The organism is Phaeodactylibacter luteus (assembly GCF_007993045.1).
GTDB classification, from domain to species: domain Bacteria; phylum Bacteroidota; class Bacteroidia; order Chitinophagales; family Saprospiraceae; genus Phaeodactylibacter; species Phaeodactylibacter luteus.
On the sequence record NZ_VOOR01000001.1, the window covers coordinates 213,312 to 231,481 of the forward strand.

Sequence of the window (18,170 nt, forward strand, 5' to 3'; positions counted from 1 at the left end):
TCAAGACCCGAAAAGTACGTATCATCGACACCTCAGCCAAATTTGTCACTTTGCTGTTTTTAGGACAAAACTGCCAAGTGCAAATCTCGAAAAGCGTGTTCGATTTTCAACGAGAGCTTGGGCTATACGAAATCCTAAACCCGGCTGTATAACCTTGCAGTTAAAACCCGAATACAACATGTGGTTAAAAAAAGTACTGAGCATTTTTTCAGGACAGGAAGCACCCCTAGAAAAACAAGGCAAAGTCAAATTCTTCAACCGTAAGAAAGGTTACGGTTTCATTGAGTCAGAACACGTTGACCGCGATGTCTTCGTTCACGTGACCAACCTCAAAGACCAAATCAATAAGGGGGATGAAGTGGCTTTCGAAGTGGAAGCCAGCGACAAAGGGCTTGAGGCCCGCAAAGTGCGCCTGCTGCAGCAGGCTGCGCAGTGAGCCTGAACCCAAACCCTTATCTTATTCGTTCATTAATTTTCTATCATGAAGCTACGCAAGAACTTCCCTATGGGCAAAGACAAGTACTACTTTACCATTAAGTCGGTACCGAACAACATCACGATCTTCCGGAAAACCAAAGAGGCAGCTATGACCGCTTTCCGGAAATACGAGAGGGCTGGGAAGGAAATTGAGTGGCTTGGAAAATGGGACGGCAAAAAATTTGTTGAAAATGCAATGCCTGCTACCGCAGGATCATAAGGCTTTTGGGGTTGGGAATTGGGCTTCATGCTAAGCCGCTTTTCCCCCAAGGCTATAGTCTGCCAACTCCCGTCAGAATAGCTGGCCTAGCAGGGCTCGCCTTTTCCACACAGCTCTGTCTTATTCTCTAACACGCAGTAAGCGCAAGGGAAAACCTGAGCTGCTTGTTGGGCTGTGCTGTAGCACGGCAGGCTTTGCTTATAGCTCACTTACAGTGGTTTAGCCGTAAAATCAAGGATTTATGCCCGCCCGCTGTACCAACATGGCCAGCAGCGTTCTGGCGAAGTCATTAAATCTGAGCTTATTTAGAGAGGTGGCCAGGTTCATAAAGCGTCGATTTGCAATAGGACCGAGCCCCGAACATACCTTACTGCTGACGGCCCCGCCGCCTTGTTCAGTGGTGAGATGTTATCCCCTAAAGCTTGTGCCGCCCGGTACCATTTTGTTAACGTAACCCGAATCAGCATGAATATCGCAATGAAAGAAACCCAATTTTACCAAAGTGCCTTAGAGTGGGTGCGCAAGCGCGGCTACAACAAAGTGAAGGCAAATGTAGACCTGGAAGGAGTAGAGCCTCCTACCTCTTTCAAACAGCAAGCTGAGGGGGAAGAAAGCTTGATTACTCCGGATATTACCGCTACGATGCGGGGAAATAAGTGTTACTTTGAGATTGCCGTAAAAACAGATGAGAAAACGGATTTGATCACCAAATGGAAGCTGCTCGACCGGCTGGCCTCCATTCGGGAAGGCAAGTTTTTCTTATTTACGCCTCATGGGCACCGGGCATTTGCGGACCGCATCATCCGCAATCATGAAATCAACGCCACGCTGGTCAATATTTAGACCTAGCCCAGGCGCAACCATTTGATCAAAACTTCATTTTAAACAGGATATCATGGATAGGAGCATCAAAGTCAAAATTCTTAAGGAGACCTCAAAGACGGTTACCGTTCAGCTTACTTCCCTCAACCGGAAAATGCCCGTGCCCCGTGCAGATTTCGAGAAAAGGGTCAAAAGCGGATTGTATACCGTTATTGGCGATTATGAGCCGGAAACCAGCGAGGAGAATTAAATCCGCCCTTTGTTGGCATTGAGCCACCACGAGCTGATTTGAGCCGAGCGAGCCAATTCAATTTTGGCTTATCCAGAGCATACGTTGTGAGCATCCCCATTGCTCACTTTCCAAAACAATCCAATAAATGCCTGGCATCAGCCCATCCAAACGGGCTTGCTGGGCATTTATCGTTTGGGAAGCCACCCTCCTGTCCTGCTGATCCCAAACTGTAATGTCTGCTACCCCTTGCAAGCCCGAAACGGTGAACCCTCCCTGTCCGGGGTTGGGGAACACCTTCAGGCCCACGCTTTCGCCCCAATCGGGTACGGCCACAGGCGCTGCGGAGAACAGCCAAAGATAGGCTTCAGGGAAAGCCCCACGCCAAAGGGCTTCATTGTGCCCTCCTTCTGGCACCGTGCGCATTTCTATTTCCTCTGCTCCAAAACCGGCTTCCATTAGCGTATTGTACATGGCCTCCATATCCCCTACCTGATTGCCGCCTTCCATACCGCCAGCCAGCAGGTAAAACTTCATGTCTGCTGTTTTCCCAGAAGCCAGTACATGAGCGTAACATTCGCTGGAAAACCAATAGGAAGCAGAAAAAATGCCCGCCTTGCTGAAGACCTCTTGGTACTCGGCTGCCGCAAACAAGCTGATGAGGCCGCCCATTGAAGAGCCCATAATGCCTGTATGCTCCCGGCCCGAGAGCGTACGGTAGTTCGCATCTATATAAGGTTTCAGCGTTTCCACGATAAAGGCGGCATAAGCAGCACCTTCCCCTCCCCCATATTGGGGGTTGGCCCACGGAGAGTACTCATCGAGCCGCTGACTTCCGCCATGGTCTATGCCCACCACGATTATGCCCCCGTCGCCCTCGCCGAATAAATGATCAAGCGCTTCATCCACTTCCCATTCGCCAAAAGCGGCAGTGGCTGCATCAAACAGGTTCTGCCCATCTTGCATGTACAAGACGGGGTAGTCTTTATCTGAAGTTTCGTAATCCGGTGGCAGATAGACCCAAATGCGGCGGGCACGCCCCAACTGAGGCATCCAAAAGGCTTCGTCCAAAAGTGCCACATTGGGGCTGGCTGTAGAGCTGCCGGCCTGCCCTTCCCAGCTCAAGATATCAAGGTAAAGGGTATCCGTCCCTCCAGTGTAACCATAAGTACGGTTGGGCAAGAAGCCGCCCTGCGCGTTCCCCTCCACAGTGTCCCAGCTCCCACGGGTCAGCTTAAATGCAATAGGGCCTGGAGATAGGGAGAGGTCAAGCCACAGCTTGCCCTCTTCGCCCGCTGCAAAGGCGGAGCCGGGGTCAGCGGGGTCCCAGCCATTAAAACTGCCGGCAGCATAAATGGTTGCCCCTGTGGGGGTGGCAGCGGGCAGCCCATTGAGCACGAGGGTAAGCTGGGCGCTGAGCGGGAAAGCGCCCGCTAGCAAGAGCAGGGAAAAAAGAAGGCGGTAATTCATCTTTTTGCCCAAAGATAAGCCTTTCACCCAACCTTAGCCCATAACTTCCCCGTCTTGAAAAGTGTAAGCAGCTGCAAAAGACTGCTCCTGCCGGCCGCTTGCCGGAATGGGGCTATTCCTTTAACTTACAGCTAAAATCAACTAAAAGGATGATCAACCCGACCTTATCCCGCTTTTCTCTCTTGGCCCTGCTCTTTGGCATGGGCCTCAGCCTTTCTTCCTGCCTGAAAGATACCTGTGAAGCGACCACCACTTATGCCGCTTTCGAGCCGGTGTATGTCTCCGCTGACGATTTCCGGCAGCCGATCCAAGCTGCAGCGCCGCGCAGCCTGGAAGAGCCCGGGAAAATTTATGTCTTCCAAGACTACCTCTTCATCAACGAGCGCCATAAGGGCATTCATGTCATCGACAACAGCAACCCGGCTTCGCCTCAGCCCGTTAGCTTCATTGAAATCCCGGGCAATGTGGATATGGCAGTGCGCGGCAACCTCCTTTACGCAGACAACTACGTAGATGTTGTTTCCATTGACATCTCCAACCCGGCCGCTCCTGTTTTCGCAGGCCGCTCTGAGGCCGTTATCCCTCACTTCGGCATCGACCCCGAGCTGGGCTTCCTAGTAGAGTATAAGGAAACAGAAATCACCCAGGAAGTGGAGTGCAGTGCCTACCCCGGATCTTCCTTCCGGGATGGGACGCTTATTTTCATCGACATGGCCTCCAACGAGTTCGACATCGCCACCACCTCTGCAGCGAATGATTTCAGCAACGGCGCATCACAGACCGGGCAGGGCGGCTCTATGGCCCGCTTCACTTTGGCCATGGACCATCTTTATATCGTAGACGACAATAGCCTCAGGGTACTCGCACTCAGCACGCCGGAACGCCCCGAACTGATCAATACGACAGGCTTGGGGTGGGGCATTGAAACCATTTTCCCCCTTGGCGATAAGCTTTTCATCGGGTCTCAGACTGGCATGTACATCGTAGATATCAGTACCCCTTCACAGCCGGAGTACCTCTCGGTCTTTACCCATGCCAATGCCTGTGACCCCGTCTACGTAGATGGCGATATCGCTTATGTAACCCTTAGGGACGGCACGGAGTGTCAGACTTTCACCAATCAGCTGGACGTAGTGGATGTATCCGACCTCTTGTCACCAAGGCTGATCCGCAGTTTTGATATGCACAACCCCCACGGGCTGTCCAAATCGGGCGATGCGCTGTTCATCTGTGAGAACGAGCAAGGGGTCAAGGTATTTGATGCGGCAGTAGCGGAAGAAGTCGGCAATCGTCAGATTGCCCACCTGAAAGGCTTTCAGGCTTACGATATCATCACGATCAGCAGTCAGAAGCTGGCTATCGTTGTTGGGGATGATGGGCTTTTCCAGTATGACATTTCCAACCCGGAAGCGCCTGAACGGCTGAGCAACTTAATGTCATTATAAGCATGTATACCGACCGGATTAATATAAGAAGGGCGCTGTCCTTGACCCTGCTAGCAGTGTGGTTCGCCCCACTGTGGGCAGGTGCTCAGGCGGTTGCTGATGTTACGGAGATCAGCTATCTCGATGGCGTGGGCGGCTTTTACCAGGAAGCTGCGGTCGGTTTTGCGGCGGGCAGCTTTGCAGGCACCCCATCTGTAGGGGTGGAACTGGCTTATGCGGCGGGCTATCAATGGAAGACCGCTTTTGGAGGGGGCCTCTCTGCAGGCGTAGCCGCCTACCGGCATCAGCCGGGCTACACCTACTACCCTGTCATGGCCGAAGCCAGAGGGTATATCTGGGATAATTCCTCGGCCCCTTACTACAAGCTAGGCATCGGCTATGGCTTTTCCTTTCAGGAGAGCCATGAGGAAGTGGTTGCCGCCAAAGGCGGCCTCTGCAATCAGTTGGCGCTGGGCTTGCGTTTTATCAGTGACAGGCGTATCCATGCTTTTGTTGAAGCTGGCTACCGGCAGCAAAGGGGCGAGACCGTTATCCGTGGCTTCGACGGCTGGTGGGGGAACGAGAGCGAGGAGAAGCAGCGCTTTACCCTCAACCGCCTGATGCTGCGCACAGGAATCCTATTTTAACCCCAAAAGAGGCTGTAGCTCATTGGCAAAGCGCACCCTAAACTAAATATGGCAAAAGACGCATCCCAATATTCTGATGAAGACCTGGTCACAGGCTGCCTGGACAACCAAAGGTTTGCTCAGGAGATGCTGTACCGGAAGTACTTCGGCAGCATGATGCGGATGTGCATGCGGTATACACAGGACAAGGACATCGCCCTTGAAATTCTGAACGCGGGCTTCCTCCGGGTTTTCACCAAGTTGCACACCTTTGCCTTCAGCGGCTCTCTCGAGGGGTGGATCAGGAGGCTGGTGTTCCACAGCCTGTCCGATTATTTTAAGAAGCATACAAAGCCCGTACGCTTCCTTGACCTTGAAGACCGTGACAGCCCTGCCCCGAGCGAGGCCCTGAGCAACCTCTACCTGGAAGATATCCTGAAACTGGCAGATCAGCTTCCGGATGCAACCCGGCGGGTATTTCAGCTCTATGCCGTAGAAGGGTATACCCATGTTGAAATCGCCCAACAGATCAATATAAGCGTTGGCACTTCGAAGTGGCACCTTTCCAATGCCAGACAAAAACTACAGCAATTAATCAGAACGCATTATAATCATGCAGGATAACTACGAACCCAAACCAGCTCCAGAATGGGCTGACGAAGGCTGGGCACAAATGCAAGCGCTGCTGGATCAGCACCTGCCCGTTCCCCCACCCCGCCGCCAACGCTTTGGGCTGTGGTGGATGCTGGCTGCTTTCCTTTCCGGGTGTTTGCTCACGGCCGCATGGTATTATGCCAAGCCTGTCCAATCCGGCCCTGCCTTGGGGCAAATGCCCATCCTAACCGCACAGGCTGCTAATGGGCAAAGCACTGCCGAACAGACGGGCATTGAGCGCTCTGCCCTACCTACAGAGGGGCCGTCTGGCTTGACAGCGCAAGCGGGCAGGCGAAAACAATCGCCATCCGCTGCTACCGCTTCAGGCGGTACACCTAAAACCTTTCCACGGCTGGCACCAGTAGCTGCCGAAGTGCCCGCCCTGTCCACTGCTGCTTCACCGACTGCTGCAGGGCCGGCCACGCCCAAATCCGCAACCCCTTCTGCGAACGCTGAATTGAAGGAAGGCCCGCTGAAAAGCGAGCCACAAGCGCTATTGCCCTTTCTCCCTGGCCGGGGGCAAGGGGTTCTGCCCGGCACCGAAAGTGAAGCTGTCCTTCTCGAAGCCGTCGTGCCGGCGGCAGCCCGCCAGAAAAAGCTGCAGTGGGGGGTTGAAGGGTTGGGCTTCTGGCCAGCCTCTGCCTTGCCCAGGGGCTTCCAAGCAGGGCTCTACGCCGATTGGCAGCCTGGAGATAGCCGCCGGTTCACAATAGGGCTGAGCGCTCAGTTTCAGCAGTTCCATGATCAGCAGGAGGAAAGAGAGCGGATTTTGGTGTTCAACAACTCCTTTCAGTCCAGCTCATCCCAAAGCTCCAACACCCTGCTATCCGCAACGACAGCTGTCGAGAAAATGTCCTATGCTGCACTGCAAGCCAACTTTTCTTACCGCTTCCACCCCCAATGGAGCGCTACAGCCAGCCTGCAGGGCGCACAACTGCTCAGTAGCCTGCGCCGTGAGGACTGGTCTTTGGTCGGCAGCGAGGAGTCTAGCGTACAAGCCGATGGAGGCAACCGTACGGGCGGCACTTATGCCTCCCGCGTGATTGAGGGCAATGACAACCTCAGAGGGCAGCACTTTGCTGCCGGGCTAGGCCTCAATTATCACTTGACTAACCGCTGGCAGTTGAAAACGACGGCTTATTATGGGCTTACGCCGCTCTTTGAGCAATCCGAAAAGCCGGTATTCCGCCGAGGGGTATCTATTGGGCTGGCTTACCGGCTGCGGTAGTGGCTATAGCCTGACCAAATCGTTTTGGTAAATGCTTGAACGGCCTAGCCTCTTGAGGCCGGCCAGAGCTGGAAAGGGCCTGCCTTTCAGTATTTGCGCTGCACTATACTGTCCAACAGGCCCTGAAAAGCTGGCTCTACATGCGGACTAGCGCTGCGGAGGGGTGGCAAGCCCGACAGGGCCGAGCGGACAGCGAGCCCCGCAGCATAGCGACCCGCGCCTTCAGGCGGGGGTAGGCCCCAACTCAACGGTTGTGAATGAAACCTCGCTTTTGCTCAGGTTGACAGCCGTTGTATGATCTTGTACAGCGTAGCTCGGAACTGCTCGGCCTCTTCTCCAGCTTCCTCCCCGGCAGATAATGCCCCGATGATCTGTTCGGGTATGCACACGGCTTTTGCCTTCAGCGCCCTGCCTTTTTCAGTAAGGGCTACTGCCACGACCCGCTCATCTTCTTCAGACCGCTTGCGTACGACCATCCCTTTTTCTTCCAGCCGCTTCAACAGGGGCGTAAGGGTGTTGGACTCCAAGTAGAGGCGGCGGCCAATCGCACTCACCGGCTGCCCGTCTTTTTCCCACAAGACCAGCAGGGCGAGATACTGTGGGTAGGTAATGCCCAATTCCTTCAAGAGGGGGTTGTAAAGCTGTGTCACCAAGCGGGAGGCGGCATAGAGCGGGAAGCACAACTGACGGTCCAACATAAGCGCTTCTCCCTTATCCATCGGATAGCAATTTTTTGATGACCGGCTCTATTTTTTCGGGGGCAGCGGTAGGAGCAAACCGTTTGACCGGCTTTCCACTCCGGTCCAACACAAATTTTGTGAAATTCCATTTGATCCGGCTGCCGAGCAGGCCGCCGAGCTCAGACTTGAGGTATTTAAATACCGGATGGGCATGTTGCCCGTTGACGTCCACTTTATCAAACATGGGGAAGCTGACGCCATAGTTGAGCTCACAAAAAGAAGCGATATCTTCTGCCCCGCCCGGCTCCTGCCCGGCAAACTGATTGCAGGGGAAGCCCAAAATGACCAGGCCGTCGTCTTTGTATTTGCGGTATAGCCCCTCTAGCCCTTCGTACTGAGGGGTGAGCCCGCATTTGCTAGCTGTATTGACCACGACGACAACTTTGTCCTTGAACGATGCCATGGGGACAGCATCCCCCTTGATGTCTGTAGCTTCCAATTCGTAAAAAGGTGATTGGCTCATGATTATTGGTTTTGGTTGGATGAACGAATGAGCCTGTGCGGCGCTCCTGTAGGCCACAACGCCCAAAGGATGAGTACAGGCTGGAAAAATGAGCACAAAAAAACCGCAAGCGCAAGCCCCACCTCTGCCCGCCTGCGTTGCCAGAAGATCAGGGCTAAGCCCAGGCCCGCTTCAATGGCCCCTGAGGCGATCACAACAAAGTCCTTGCTGAAAGGCAGCCAGCCTGGCACCTGTGCCTGAAATTCTTCCCGCTGAAACGTGAAATGCCCAATAGCAGCCATCACCATGAACAAGCCCAGCAGGATGCGCAGCCCACTGCAAATTACACTTTCTATCTTTTACGATTAAATCGTGCTCGATGAAAATGTAACACCTAGCGCATCGATTTGTTACAAGCCTGGAAAAAAATCTGTATCCAACACAACGGCCCTTGCAGCGTTACCTCTGCAAGGGCCGTAGCAGTGTGCCATAACTGCCCTGCGTTTTACCGGCTGGCCAACTGCTGTTTCAGCTCATCAAGCTCAGGGTATTTGGCATTGGTCGCTTGGGCCTTTTGGAGGTGGGCAGTAGCCTCGTCTACTTTGCCCATGCGCGAATAAATTTTAGCCAGTACACGGTTGACATCGATATTGGCCGGGCGTTTCTCATATTCGCCCAATGCGTATTCCAGGGCTTTCTCCTGTTCCCCGCTGAGGTCAGAGTACAAATTGGCATACTCCAGGCTCATATCATGCCCGCTGTCTGTATCGTCCTTCAGCATGACCCAAAGCTCATCCATAGTGGCTTCGAATTCAGCTGTACGGCCGGTCGTTTTGTATATTTCAGCCAGCTGCTCATAAAACCCGAACTCAGGGATGATCTCGCAAGCATCTTTGAGCATTTGCTCTGCTTTCTCATAATTGCCCCGCCCCATCTCTAGGTTGGCCAGAGAAGCGATGGCGAAAGGGTAGTCTTCCCGCTCTGCCAAGATGATGTTGTATTGTGCTTCGGCTTCTTTGAGCATACCGTAGCGCTCGTACATTTCGCCCAGGGTAAGCCGGGCCCAGGCTGTAGCTTCGTAGCCCGGGTAGCCTGCATCTACAGCCAGTTGCATGGCTTCAAGTGCGCCCTCTACCTGCCCATGTATCTCGCGCAGGTAAGAGACTCTTGCGTAGGAGCGCATATCTGGCCGGATAGAGACCATTTTGTCTGCCATTTTCACAGCCTCTTCATAATGGCCAAGCTCTACGTTAGCATCTACGAGTGCCCCGTAGATTTGAGCGTTGTATGGGTTGATGGCTACTGCTGCTTCGGCAGTTTTCAGTGCCTTTTGGAAATCGTGGAGGGAAAGCTCTACGCTAGCTTGAGTGGACAGCTTGCGGAATCGGATGTCCTTGTCGGGATGGCTTTCTGGAATACCTGCCAGTACCTCAAGTGCAGCGGGATAGTAATGCCCGTGCTCGCCTGTAATGCGCGCTTCATTGATGAACAGGTCAGCCATTGCGAGGCGGTCTTTAGCGTCATCCTCTTCTTTTTGGATAGCTTCCCGAAATTTGACGTAATAATTCTGCACCTGATCCCATTCCTTGTCGTAGCGGATGCGCTCGTTGCGGTCCAGCAGTTTAGCGACTGCCGCTTCATCAGCGGTGTTAGCAGAGGCTGCCTCTTGGCTTTCATTCTGGCAAGCGGAAAATGCAATGCCAATAGCCAGGGCGGCGATCAGGGGTATTTTAATTTTCTTCATCGATTTGTAAGTTTTTTTTCTGCTCAATATCGGGGTGTCAGCCCCTTCAGGACCGTTTGCGGCCAGCTCTTTTAGCGTTGCGCTCGCGGCACCTTATGTGCCCGGAGGGCGGTTTTGTTCAGGTTATTGGGTAAACCGGGGCACCCAATGGCGCCCCGGTACTACCGCTATAGTTTCAGTATGCAAAAGTAGGTGCTAGGGGTTAACGGTTAGTCTTAACCAGTTTCAACACCTGCATCACCTCGCCTTTGCCGTTTGTGGCGCGCGCGAAGTAGATGCCTTCAGGCAGCGTAGAAGCATTCCAAACCGCGTCGTGCTGGCCTGCCCCCTGTACATCATCGACCAACGTAGCCAACAGCTTGCCATTGATGTCGAATACGCTAAGGTTGACTTTAGTATCCTCCTCCAGTTCGTAGCGGATGGTGGTCTCGCTTTTGAACGGGTTGGGGAAATTAGCCATCATGCGGACGGTGCCGACGGCATCTGGGCTCATGTTCAGCGCAGCTACGTCTGTGCCTGCAAAATTGCTGGCAATAGTGCCTGCACAGTCTGCATCACCTGCAAATGGCATGGCCACAAATGGGAACCGGTCGCCAAATGGCTTATCGTTGGCCTCTACTCCGGTAGAGTAGGTCAGCACGTTGAGCAGGTCCTCTGTGACTGGGCTGGGAGAAGTAGCCGGGTCGTAATCATCGTACCACAGGCCAACTGCAGCGAGGGCAACACCAGCTACGGCTTGCAGCTCGATGCGGGTCACATCGTCCTCAAGGCGGCGCCCATTAGGGAAGCCGTCCATATTGGGGATGAACTCGAGGTCAGCATCTCCATTGAAGCGGGGGTCTGTCAGGCCCAATACAGCAGCCTGAATGATGCCCAATGAACTGAAATCTTCAGAATCCCTTGGCGTTGGAGGTACGGCCATGTTCAGGCGCAACATATCGCCCCCATTGGGCAGGAAGTTGTTGATGAACGGCTTGCCCACAGCGAGCGGGTTGCCCCCTTTGCCCGTTGCCAGCTGATATGGCGGGAAGTTGGGCACGCCTGTGTGGAAGATCGGCCATAGGTCTACAGAACGTGGCAGCCCAGGGCCAGGCAGCAGCAGCTCGCCAAAGATGGCATCATCCAAGGCCGTGCCAGCTACCGCATCAGAGCCTTTCAGCGGGAACAGGCCGTCTTGGCCGTTGCCAAAATCAAAAGCACCGAGGGAGTTGCGCTGAATGCGCAGCGGTGCCAAAGCAGGGACTGCACCACCGAAGAGGTCGTCGTCCATGTAAAGGCCCAGCTCAGGGTTGTAGAAGTATTCGTCCAGCAGCGTGTCTTCAAACTCATCGTGCGGCGTGATGGCGTTCCAGTAGTCCTTCATGCCTACTGGGATGACCGCCTCGTTGGTCAGCGGCATGCCCAGACGGGATACCTGTACCCAATCGCCGCTGAAGCTCTGGCCAGCAGGCTCCAGGGTGCGGATGCGAGGGCGGCTTGCAGATGCCCATACGCCAATGACATAGTCAGGGTCGAGGATATTCTGCGCACGGCGGACACCGTCCTTCAACAGGTAAGCGATAGGGACGTCGATAGCGATTGCACTGGTGTTCAGGCAAGCAAGGCCGTCACGTGGCGCGCCCATTTGGCGTGGGGCATCGCCCAAGTCAAAAATACCGCCAAGGTCTACAAAGAAGGGGTCATCGATAGGGCCTGCAAATACTTGCTCTCCAGTGTGCGCACGGCGTATGGCACCACGGAACAAGTCTTCGTAAGTGGTATTCAACCCTACAGGGCTTTCGATGGAGCGCTCCCCAATGTTGGGCGGCGGCACATCACCATTGACCAGCAACGGGATGAAAGACTGCCCTCCGTTTGTGCTCTTCTCCAAGGTATACTTGGTGCGCAGGTTGCGCTGCCCCAAGCGGATATTGAAGAAGGTGGTTGGGTCTTCATTTTCGATAGTGAAGGTGAAGCGGTAGATGATCTCATCTCCCGGGCTGCTCGCATCATTATCGATATGGATCTCATAGCGGATGTTCTCTCCAAACTGATAGTAGTTGGGACCGCCCTCGGGCAGCTGCAGAGGCACAAAAGTAGCTATGATGGTGACGTTCCGCGGGTTTTGCGGATTGCGGAATGCGTAAAGGTCTACGTTGTCCGCGAGTGGGTCATCGGCAATCAGCGGGGCCTCCCGGTGGCTTGAAGCCATCAGGGTACTTCCCGACAGCATGAATACCGCCAGAATGACCGTGGTGATTAACTTAAGTTTATGGTTAAACATGGAAATTCATTTGTGGGTAAAAAAATGACTATTGCTCATCGGTCTCCGTTCCACGCCAAGGCGCTGCCACGTAGGGGAAGGAGTTGCTGAAAGGCTTGTCATTAGCCTCTACGCCAGTGCTGTAAGTCAGTACGTCAATCAGGTCCTGAGTCACAGGGTTGCCTGTGTCCGGGTCAAAATCATCGTACCACAGGCCGATAGCAGCCAGTGCCACACCAGCTACCGCCTGCAGCTCAATGCGCGTCACGTCGTCCTCAAGGCGGCGGCCATTGGGGAAGCCATCCATATTGGGGATGAACTCGAGGTCAGCTGTACCATTGAAGCGTGGGTCGGTCAGGCCGAGCACCGCCGCCTGTACAATGCCCAGTGGGCTGAAGTCTGCATCATCGCGTGGGGTGATAGGGGTCGCCATATTCAGGCGCAGCATATCGCCTCCATTAGGCAGGAAGTTGTTGATGAACGGCTTGCCCTCTGCCAGTGGGTTTCCGCCCTTGCCTGTAGCCAGCTGGTAAGGTGGGAAGTTGGGCACGCCTGTGTGGAAGATGGGCCAAAGGTCTGCAGAACGGGCTTTGCCCGGGCCAGGCAGCAACAGTGTGCCAAACACTGCATCATCAAGGGCGGTACCGGCTACCGCATCAGAGCCTTTCAGCGGGAACAAACCGTCTTGGCCAAAGCCAAAGTCGAAAGCGCCCAGTGAATTGCGCTGAATGCGCAGCTGAGCAAATGCAGGGACTGCACCGCCGAAGAGGTCGTCGTCCATATAAAGTGCCAGCTCAGGGTTGTAGAAAAACTCGTCCAGCAGGGTGTCCTCCAGCTCTTCGTAGGGGGTCAGTGCGTTCCAGTAGTCTTTCATGCCAATTGGGATGACCGCTTCGTTGGTCAGCGGCATGCCCAGACGGGATACCTGAATCCACTCGCCGCTATCTTCCGGTGCCTCACCGGGCGCGCCCAGTGTGCGTACCGCAGGGCGGCTTGCCGATGCCCAAACGCCAATCACATAGTCGGCATCCAAAATGCTGGAAGGGCTTGCCGGAGCACCGTCCTTCAGCAGCAGGCTGATGGGTACCTGAATGGCAATAGTGTGGGTGTTGAATTCCGCTAGGGCATCCTTGTTGGGGCCATTCTGGCGCGGTGAGTTGCCCAGGTCAAAAATCCCCCCCAAGTCTACGTAGAAGGGGTCGTCCACCGGGCCACAGAACACTTTCTCTCCGTCGCCTGTCATGGAAATAGCGCCGCTCATGAGGTCGGCATAAGTCGTGCCCAGCCCTACTCCGCTTTCGATGGAGCGCGCGCCAATGTCATTGGGCGGCACAATGCCGTCGGAGATGATGACCTGAAAGCTCGCACCGCCATCGGTGCTGCGCTCCATGGTGTAGGTCGTCTTGAGGTTCTGAGCGCCCAAACGGATGTTGAAGAAGGTGGTTGGGTCTTCATTCTCCCGCTGGAAAGTGAAGCGGTACACAATCTCATCGCCCGGCACAGATGCGTCATTGTCGATGTGGATTTCGTACCGGATGTTTTCCCCGAAAGTGTAGTAGTTGGGGCCACCGTGGGGGAATTCTGCCGGAATGTAGTTGGCAATAATGGTGACCGTGTTAGGGTCGTCAGGGCTCCTGAATGCGTAAACGTCCGTGTTGTCAGCCAACGGGTCGTTTGCAATCAAAGGCGCTTCCCGGTGGCTCGATGCCATCAGACTGCTCCCGAAGAGGAGCAGGCCTGCAAGCGAGCACACCGCCTTTTTAAAACTATTCATACTGCAAATTATTAAGTGAAAAAATAACTATGCCTTATTATTGAGCGATGAACTTGGGCAAAAAAGGGGGGGGGCAAAGCATTGGCCATTTGCCAAGCTTTGCGCTATGGACTTAGGCCCAGAGACTTCGCTTTACTTTTCAGTTGTAGTTACGGAATAACCCTTCCCGGTGGATTACTGCGGGTGCATACGATTTGGAGTTTTTCTGCTTTTCTTTAGGATCATTAGGGCACGAATGCCCAAATGGCGACACAACAGTTGTTTTCCCAGAAAAAAGGACATACAAGAACAAGGGCTGCGGGCGCAAAGCAGATGGTGGTTTTTTTGTCCTGCCCCTGCATCATGTGAGGGGGCCTGCCCCTGCCAAAAGGCAGGTGCCGCTATGCTCCGGGGCTCGCTATCCGCTCGGCCCTGTCGGGCTTAGAGCTAGTTAGGATTTTACTTTTGGAGCGAACGCAGCCAAATTTTGCCCTGATCGAGGCGTTCTGAGGGAACATAGCCTTAGCTACGTGACCGAAGAACAACGAAGAGCAGGACAAAATTCGGCAAGAGCAGCCCGAAGTGTAAAACCCTAACTAGCTCTTACACCCCTGCGCAGCGCTAGGCCGATGCCAGGCTAGTGCCTTAAGCCATAAATCTCTGATACTTAAGTTGAAGTTATTTTCCGGCTAATCAAGGCGAAGGTTCGCGACTTTAGCCCGAGCTAAAGGAGCGGTTCTTTAACGAAGAGTAGGCGGAAAAGAACGAAACTTGGGGTGGCAAGGATTTATGGCTTGAGGCACTAGAGCCCGAAAAGCCTAAACGCCTGCGGTATTTGGGCTTACGCCCAGGGCTGCCTTGGTTATGCGCTGATGATATCCATTGCCATATCCCACAGGTGCTCGTAGGGCATCACTTCAATCTCATGAGGTGCCTGTACAAGCTGAAGTGGGCTTTCAGACATTTGGGCGAGCAGTTCTGCCGCAGCGGATTGCGCGGCCTCCTTTTTGTAGCCAGCATAATGTATGCAGAGCAAGGCTTTGATAAAACAAAATGAGCGGAAGGTGTCATCTCCCGATTGGAGGTGCCGCCCAGCGTATTTGTCCAGGGCTTGCATACGGGCGTAGGCCTCATCATAGCGCCCGAGCTGCAGCAGCATAATGATATGCACAATCAAGACCGGGATATTCAGCCCGCGCTTGTCTTTGGAAAAGATAGGGACTTCATTCAGCAACTTTGCAGGCATGAGCCGGGGGCAATCCCCGTTCCCCACAGGTGCGGTTATTTTGCCGGCAGCCCGCAGGAGGCCAATGTAGGCCTCCAATATCCGCCAGGCCTCTGCAGTGGCAGGCGGCAGATGGCAGAACCGTTGGTGCTGCCTGGCAGCAGCATACAACTCGTAAGCCTTTTGGTATTGCTTTTGGTGAAGGTGCAGATAAATGCCCTGCTCCAGCCCTTTGTACCAATTGAGCGTACCCGGGAGCGTGAGCCCCCTGCTCTCTTCAGCTGCTTTTTCGGCTTCCCCATACCAGCGCAGCATAGTCGCAGCCGCAACAATAGTCTGTAGGAATGCGGCCTTCATCGGTGGGGTGGTCGCCTTGCGCGTTTCCAAAAAAGCTAAGGCCCTGCGGCAGACCGCTATAGCCGACCGATAATCGTGACGGGTCATGCACTCTAATTCAGCTATAGAATAATACAGCACCTGAAAGTAGTGCGCCTTGCACTCCGCTCGCCCCCCCTCTAGTTCCAATAAAAACTGCCTGGCTTTCTTATTCATCCAAGGCTTATGCCCTTTTGATTTGATGTAGGGCGCGATGAGCTTGTAGTACATTTGTTCAGCCTTGGCAATATGGGCCAAATCTGACAGGCTGCACTCGATCAGCCGCTCATACTTAGCCCTTTTCCCCTCATTGGGCACCATGAAAGTATACTTGTGCCGAAGGAGACGGGCCAAATCGAGCACTTCGTAGGTCAATTCATAAGCCACTGCTGGCTTTATCGTTTTTTCGGCTATCTCCATTGCACTTCTTACCGCCCCCCTCGAACCTACAATGCGCGCAGCAGCAGCCTGCTTTCTAACATGATGTACAGCGGCTTGGGCATCGTTGAACATCGGCTTCTTAAGGTCGATGAAAAAAGCTGTATTGACCAGCCGACGGAAGAAGTTGTTGCGCAAGTTCCGGTATTGGACATAAGAGCCGTCCTTGTCTTCCCCAAAAAAGAAACGGGCGGCCTCATCATCGGTTGTCACCTCACCAGATGCGACTATCTCATAGAAGGTGTCGTAGCGGCTGCCAGTGCCCTTCTTTTCCCCGAGCACCTCAATCTGTTTCTTCTTGTACCTAGTCAGCAGCCCGACTAGTTCGATCAGCGACTTCATCCCTATCTTGATTTGGGCCTTGCCTTGGCCTGGAGCTTGTCGGGGCTTTAGCAATCGGGCTGCCCCGCTAAAACAGCGGGACATTTTTTTGCTTCTAATTTGTTCGAGAAAGCGAGGCCCGGTCCCCGTACCCCATCCTACCCAAAAACTGCAAGTTCTCGACTAGGACATCAACAAGCCCTTAAAGGCAAGTAGGTGTTAGACATTGTCAATCCACCCAAGTACAACCTTGCTGGGCCTGCTTTTGTTTGTGCTTTACTTCCAATTTGAGGTGTTAGAAATCCGCAAAAATGTACTTGACTACTTTTGGGTTTACCCCTAATTTTACAATGTCCAATATTTTTATTATCCCTCAAGACTTAATGCATAAAGCAGGTGCATTGGTGAGAATGGGCTGATCCTAAGCTAGTAGTGTACCCCTTATGCACTTCGTCTGCTCATAAAATCTATTGCCATGTCGACTGCTACCACCACACCGTTCCATTTTAGGGGCTTTCTACTCCTGCTTTCTGCACAGAGGCTGCCATCTTCTCAGGGGCAAGAGCTCTTTTCTACCCCCATAGTAGAGAATGACCTCATTGAATTTTGAAAACCGCGGGTTTGCCCCGCGCAGGACAGCCCTTGTGAACAGCCGGCAAGACCTCCACTTTTGGCGAAAGCCAGATTAGCAAAACGAGCAAGCACACCTGCAGGCTGCTTTAAGGCGGATGCCGAAAAGCCTAATATTGAACAGAGTAGGCAACTTTATAAACCTCTATTGCCATGAAACAACTAGCGGCTACCACCCTATTTTTTTTCATGCTGGCAGTATTCAATCCTTTGGCCAGCGTCAGGGCTAAAAGCCCAACGCCTCCTATATCAGTTGAGACAGCTGAAGAGGATGCAATACACTGCAAAGTTGAAGACTCCAACGGTAATGAAGTCAGTTGCTGGTTCTGCAATTGCCGGAAATTGGCAGAAGAGATACTAGACTAGCCCGTTACTAAATCGCAAAAGTGCCGGGGGGCACTTCTCCCCGGCACTTGAACCCAAAATCCCGCACCATGAAAATCCAAACACACGCAAACATTGCCCTGGCCATCCTAACCACATTTTGCCTAAGTACCGTTTCGGCACAGGTGGGCGGCTACGTGGTGTACAAACGCACCTTCGACTTTGGGGACAACCTTTTCTATCAGGACACCCTCCGCTTCAAGGAAGGAGAACTGCTCTACATAGAAAAGCGAGAAGGCCAAAACTGGAAGACCCGCAGTGGGTATGATTTCAAGCTGGCCGAGGCAGACCGTGCTTGGTTCTTGGATCTGGCCAAACAAGAGAGCACCGAGCAGCAATACAACCCTAAAGCTAAAGCCTATGAGCTGTCGCAAAAGGCAGCGCACCATCTCGATTGGGAAATCCATGAAGAATACCGGCAGATCGGTAAGTACACCGTGCAGAAAGCCACTGCCAAACACTACCACCCTTCCTACGGCATCACCACCGCATGGTTCGCCACGGACATCCCTGTGCCCGGTGGGCCAGACCGGCTTTGGGGGCTGCCTGGCCTCATCTTGGAATGCTCCACCAAAGGAAGCTTCAAAGGGGCTTTCACCATGGAGCAAATTGTCTTCGCCCCCCAAAGCAACCTGCGGCCCTCGGAAGGCCAATGGGTACAGAGCAAGGATAGCCCACAGGTTTACAAAAAAAGCCTCCGGGAGTTGCTAAACAAAGAGTATTAGC

18 protein-coding genes are annotated in these 18,170 nt (G+C 53.6%); 11 read left to right on the forward strand and 7 right to left on the reverse strand.

Annotated elements, in window-relative coordinates; translation table 11 throughout:
* Window positions 1–178: 178 nt before the first annotated feature.
* From FRY97_RS00730 to FRY97_RS22250, 4 genes are all read left to right on the forward strand, one after another.
* Window positions 179–436 carry a cold shock domain-containing protein gene (locus FRY97_RS00730; protein WP_147165493.1) on the forward strand — a complete coding sequence of 86 codons (258 nt, stop codon included), beginning with the start codon at window positions 179–181 and terminating at the stop codon, window positions 434–436.
* Window positions 437–481: 45 nt separating this feature from the next.
* Window positions 482–697, forward strand: a complete 216-nt coding sequence (locus FRY97_RS00735; RefSeq protein WP_147165494.1) for a hypothetical protein — start codon at window positions 482–484, stop codon at window positions 695–697.
* A gap of 465 nt (window positions 698–1,162) precedes the next feature.
* Window positions 1,163–1,540 carry a hypothetical protein gene (locus FRY97_RS00740; protein WP_147165495.1) on the forward strand — a complete coding sequence of 126 codons (378 nt, stop codon included), beginning with the start codon at window positions 1,163–1,165 and terminating at the stop codon, window positions 1,538–1,540.
* A gap of 52 nt (window positions 1,541–1,592) precedes the next feature.
* Entirely contained in the window at window positions 1,593–1,769 is a 177-nt protein-coding gene (locus tag FRY97_RS22250; RefSeq protein WP_170254437.1) for a hypothetical protein, read from the forward strand.
* Between the two features lie 57 nt (window positions 1,770–1,826).
* Here FRY97_RS22250 and FRY97_RS00745 read toward each other — a convergent pair whose 3' ends face one another.
* Window positions 1,827–3,218 carry an alpha/beta hydrolase-fold protein gene (locus FRY97_RS00745; RefSeq protein ID WP_147165496.1) on the reverse strand — a complete coding sequence of 464 codons (1,392 nt, stop codon included), beginning with the start codon at window positions 3,216–3,218 and terminating at the stop codon, window positions 1,827–1,829.
* A 149-nt stretch (window positions 3,219–3,367) separates the two neighbouring features.
* Here FRY97_RS00745 and FRY97_RS00750 point away from each other — a divergent pair, with 149 nt between their 5' ends.
* From FRY97_RS00750 to FRY97_RS00765, 4 genes are read left to right on the forward strand one after another with little or no spacing between them, the layout of a single operon-like run.
* On the forward strand, window positions 3,368–4,663 hold the full coding sequence (locus FRY97_RS00750) for an LVIVD repeat-containing protein (protein WP_211356777.1): 1,296 nt from the start codon (window positions 3,368–3,370) through the stop codon (window positions 4,661–4,663).
* Between the two features lie 2 nt (window positions 4,664–4,665).
* Window positions 4,666–5,289: a hypothetical protein gene (locus tag FRY97_RS00755; RefSeq protein WP_147165497.1), complete on the forward strand. Its 624-nt coding sequence runs from the start codon at window positions 4,666–4,668 to the stop codon at window positions 5,287–5,289.
* A gap of 48 nt (window positions 5,290–5,337) precedes the next feature.
* Window positions 5,338–5,892: an RNA polymerase sigma factor gene (locus tag FRY97_RS00760; protein WP_147165498.1), complete on the forward strand. Its 555-nt coding sequence runs from the start codon at window positions 5,338–5,340 to the stop codon at window positions 5,890–5,892.
* Window positions 5,882–7,150: a hypothetical protein gene (locus FRY97_RS00765; protein WP_147165499.1), complete on the forward strand. Its 1,269-nt coding sequence runs from the start codon at window positions 5,882–5,884 to the stop codon at window positions 7,148–7,150. Before FRY97_RS00760 ends, FRY97_RS00765 begins: the two co-directional genes overlap by 11 nt.
* A gap of 275 nt (window positions 7,151–7,425) precedes the next feature.
* On the opposite strand, the gene FRY97_RS00770 is transcribed toward FRY97_RS00765, so the two are convergent.
* The 6 genes from FRY97_RS00770 to FRY97_RS00800 form a co-directional block, all read right to left on the reverse strand.
* On the reverse strand, window positions 7,426–7,869 hold the full coding sequence (locus FRY97_RS00770) for a MarR family winged helix-turn-helix transcriptional regulator (protein WP_147165500.1): 444 nt from the start codon (window positions 7,867–7,869) through the stop codon (window positions 7,426–7,428).
* Window positions 7,862–8,353, reverse strand: coding sequence for a glutathione peroxidase (locus tag FRY97_RS00775; RefSeq protein WP_147165501.1), 492 nt, complete (start codon window positions 8,351–8,353; stop codon window positions 7,862–7,864). Before FRY97_RS00775 ends, FRY97_RS00770 begins: the two co-directional genes overlap by 8 nt.
* A gap of 484 nt (window positions 8,354–8,837) precedes the next feature.
* Window positions 8,838–10,076: a tetratricopeptide repeat protein gene (locus tag FRY97_RS00785; protein ID WP_147165502.1), complete on the reverse strand. Its 1,239-nt coding sequence runs from the start codon at window positions 10,074–10,076 to the stop codon at window positions 8,838–8,840.
* Window positions 10,077–10,278: 202 nt separating this feature from the next.
* Window positions 10,279–12,339, reverse strand: coding sequence for a T9SS type A sorting domain-containing protein (locus FRY97_RS00790; RefSeq protein WP_147165503.1), 2,061 nt, complete (start codon window positions 12,337–12,339; stop codon window positions 10,279–10,281).
* Between the two features lie 28 nt (window positions 12,340–12,367).
* The gene (locus tag FRY97_RS00795) at window positions 12,368–14,092 is read right to left on the reverse strand and encodes a DUF4331 domain-containing protein (protein WP_147165504.1); all 1,725 of its coding nucleotides are present in this window, start codon (window positions 14,090–14,092) and stop codon (window positions 12,368–12,370) included.
* Window positions 14,093–14,933: 841 nt separating this feature from the next.
* Window positions 14,934–16,451, reverse strand: a complete 1,518-nt coding sequence (locus tag FRY97_RS00800) for a hypothetical protein (RefSeq protein ID WP_147165505.1) — start codon at window positions 16,449–16,451, stop codon at window positions 14,934–14,936.
* Between the two features lie 454 nt (window positions 16,452–16,905).
* On the opposite strand from FRY97_RS00800, the gene FRY97_RS23180 reads away from it, so the two are divergent.
* The 3 genes from FRY97_RS23180 (at window position 16,906) to FRY97_RS00810 (ending at window position 18,169) form a co-directional block, all read left to right on the forward strand.
* Window positions 16,906–17,040 carry a hypothetical protein gene (locus FRY97_RS23180; RefSeq protein ID WP_262712212.1) on the forward strand — a complete coding sequence of 45 codons (135 nt, stop codon included), beginning with the start codon at window positions 16,906–16,908 and terminating at the stop codon, window positions 17,038–17,040.
* A gap of 173 nt (window positions 17,041–17,213) precedes the next feature.
* Window positions 17,214–17,426 carry a hypothetical protein gene (locus FRY97_RS00805; RefSeq protein ID WP_147165506.1) on the forward strand — a complete coding sequence of 71 codons (213 nt, stop codon included), beginning with the start codon at window positions 17,214–17,216 and terminating at the stop codon, window positions 17,424–17,426.
* Window positions 17,427–17,494: 68 nt separating this feature from the next.
* Window positions 17,495–18,169 (forward strand): GLPGLI family protein, encoded by a 675-nt coding sequence (locus FRY97_RS00810; RefSeq protein WP_147165507.1) that lies wholly within the window; start codon window positions 17,495–17,497, stop codon window positions 18,167–18,169.
* The last annotated feature ends 1 nt before the right edge of the window (window position 18,170 follow it).

Bases quoted from the DNA above. Each gene is read 5' to 3' on its own strand.
- FRY97_RS00765 (WP_147165499.1), top strand. From the start codon at position 5,882: ATGCAGGATAACTACGAACCCAAACCAGCTCCAGAATGGGCTGACGAA.
- FRY97_RS00785 (WP_147165502.1), bottom strand. From the start codon at position 10,076: ATGAAGAAAATTAAAATACCCCTGATCGCCGCCCTGGCTATTGGCATT.
- FRY97_RS22250 (WP_170254437.1), top strand. From the start codon at position 1,593: ATGGATAGGAGCATCAAAGTCAAAATTCTTAAGGAGACCTCAAAGACG.
- FRY97_RS00730 (WP_147165493.1), top strand. From the start codon at position 179: ATGTGGTTAAAAAAAGTACTGAGCATTTTTTCAGGACAGGAAGCACCC.
- FRY97_RS00795 (WP_147165504.1), bottom strand. From the start codon at position 14,092: ATGAATAGTTTTAAAAAGGCGGTGTGCTCGCTTGCAGGCCTGCTCCTC.
- FRY97_RS00755 (WP_147165497.1), top strand. From the start codon at position 4,666: ATGTATACCGACCGGATTAATATAAGAAGGGCGCTGTCCTTGACCCTG.
- FRY97_RS00740 (WP_147165495.1), top strand. From the start codon at position 1,163: ATGAATATCGCAATGAAAGAAACCCAATTTTACCAAAGTGCCTTAGAG.
- FRY97_RS00810 (WP_147165507.1), top strand. From the start codon at position 17,495: ATGAAAATCCAAACACACGCAAACATTGCCCTGGCCATCCTAACCACA.
- FRY97_RS00735 (WP_147165494.1), top strand. From the start codon at position 482: ATGAAGCTACGCAAGAACTTCCCTATGGGCAAAGACAAGTACTACTTT.
- FRY97_RS23180 (WP_262712212.1), top strand. From the start codon at position 16,906: ATGTCGACTGCTACCACCACACCGTTCCATTTTAGGGGCTTTCTACTC.
- FRY97_RS00760 (WP_147165498.1), top strand. From the start codon at position 5,338: ATGGCAAAAGACGCATCCCAATATTCTGATGAAGACCTGGTCACAGGC.
- FRY97_RS00805 (WP_147165506.1), top strand. From the start codon at position 17,214: ATGAAACAACTAGCGGCTACCACCCTATTTTTTTTCATGCTGGCAGTA.
- FRY97_RS00770 (WP_147165500.1), bottom strand. From the start codon at position 7,869: ATGGATAAGGGAGAAGCGCTTATGTTGGACCGTCAGTTGTGCTTCCCG.
- FRY97_RS00750 (WP_211356777.1), top strand. From the start codon at position 3,368: ATGATCAACCCGACCTTATCCCGCTTTTCTCTCTTGGCCCTGCTCTTT.
- FRY97_RS00745 (WP_147165496.1), bottom strand. From the start codon at position 3,218: ATGAATTACCGCCTTCTTTTTTCCCTGCTCTTGCTAGCGGGCGCTTTC.
- FRY97_RS00775 (WP_147165501.1), bottom strand. From the start codon at position 8,353: ATGAGCCAATCACCTTTTTACGAATTGGAAGCTACAGACATCAAGGGG.
- FRY97_RS00790 (WP_147165503.1), bottom strand. From the start codon at position 12,339: ATGTTTAACCATAAACTTAAGTTAATCACCACGGTCATTCTGGCGGTA.
- FRY97_RS00800 (WP_147165505.1), bottom strand. From the start codon at position 16,451: ATGAAGTCGCTGATCGAACTAGTCGGGCTGCTGACTAGGTACAAGAAG.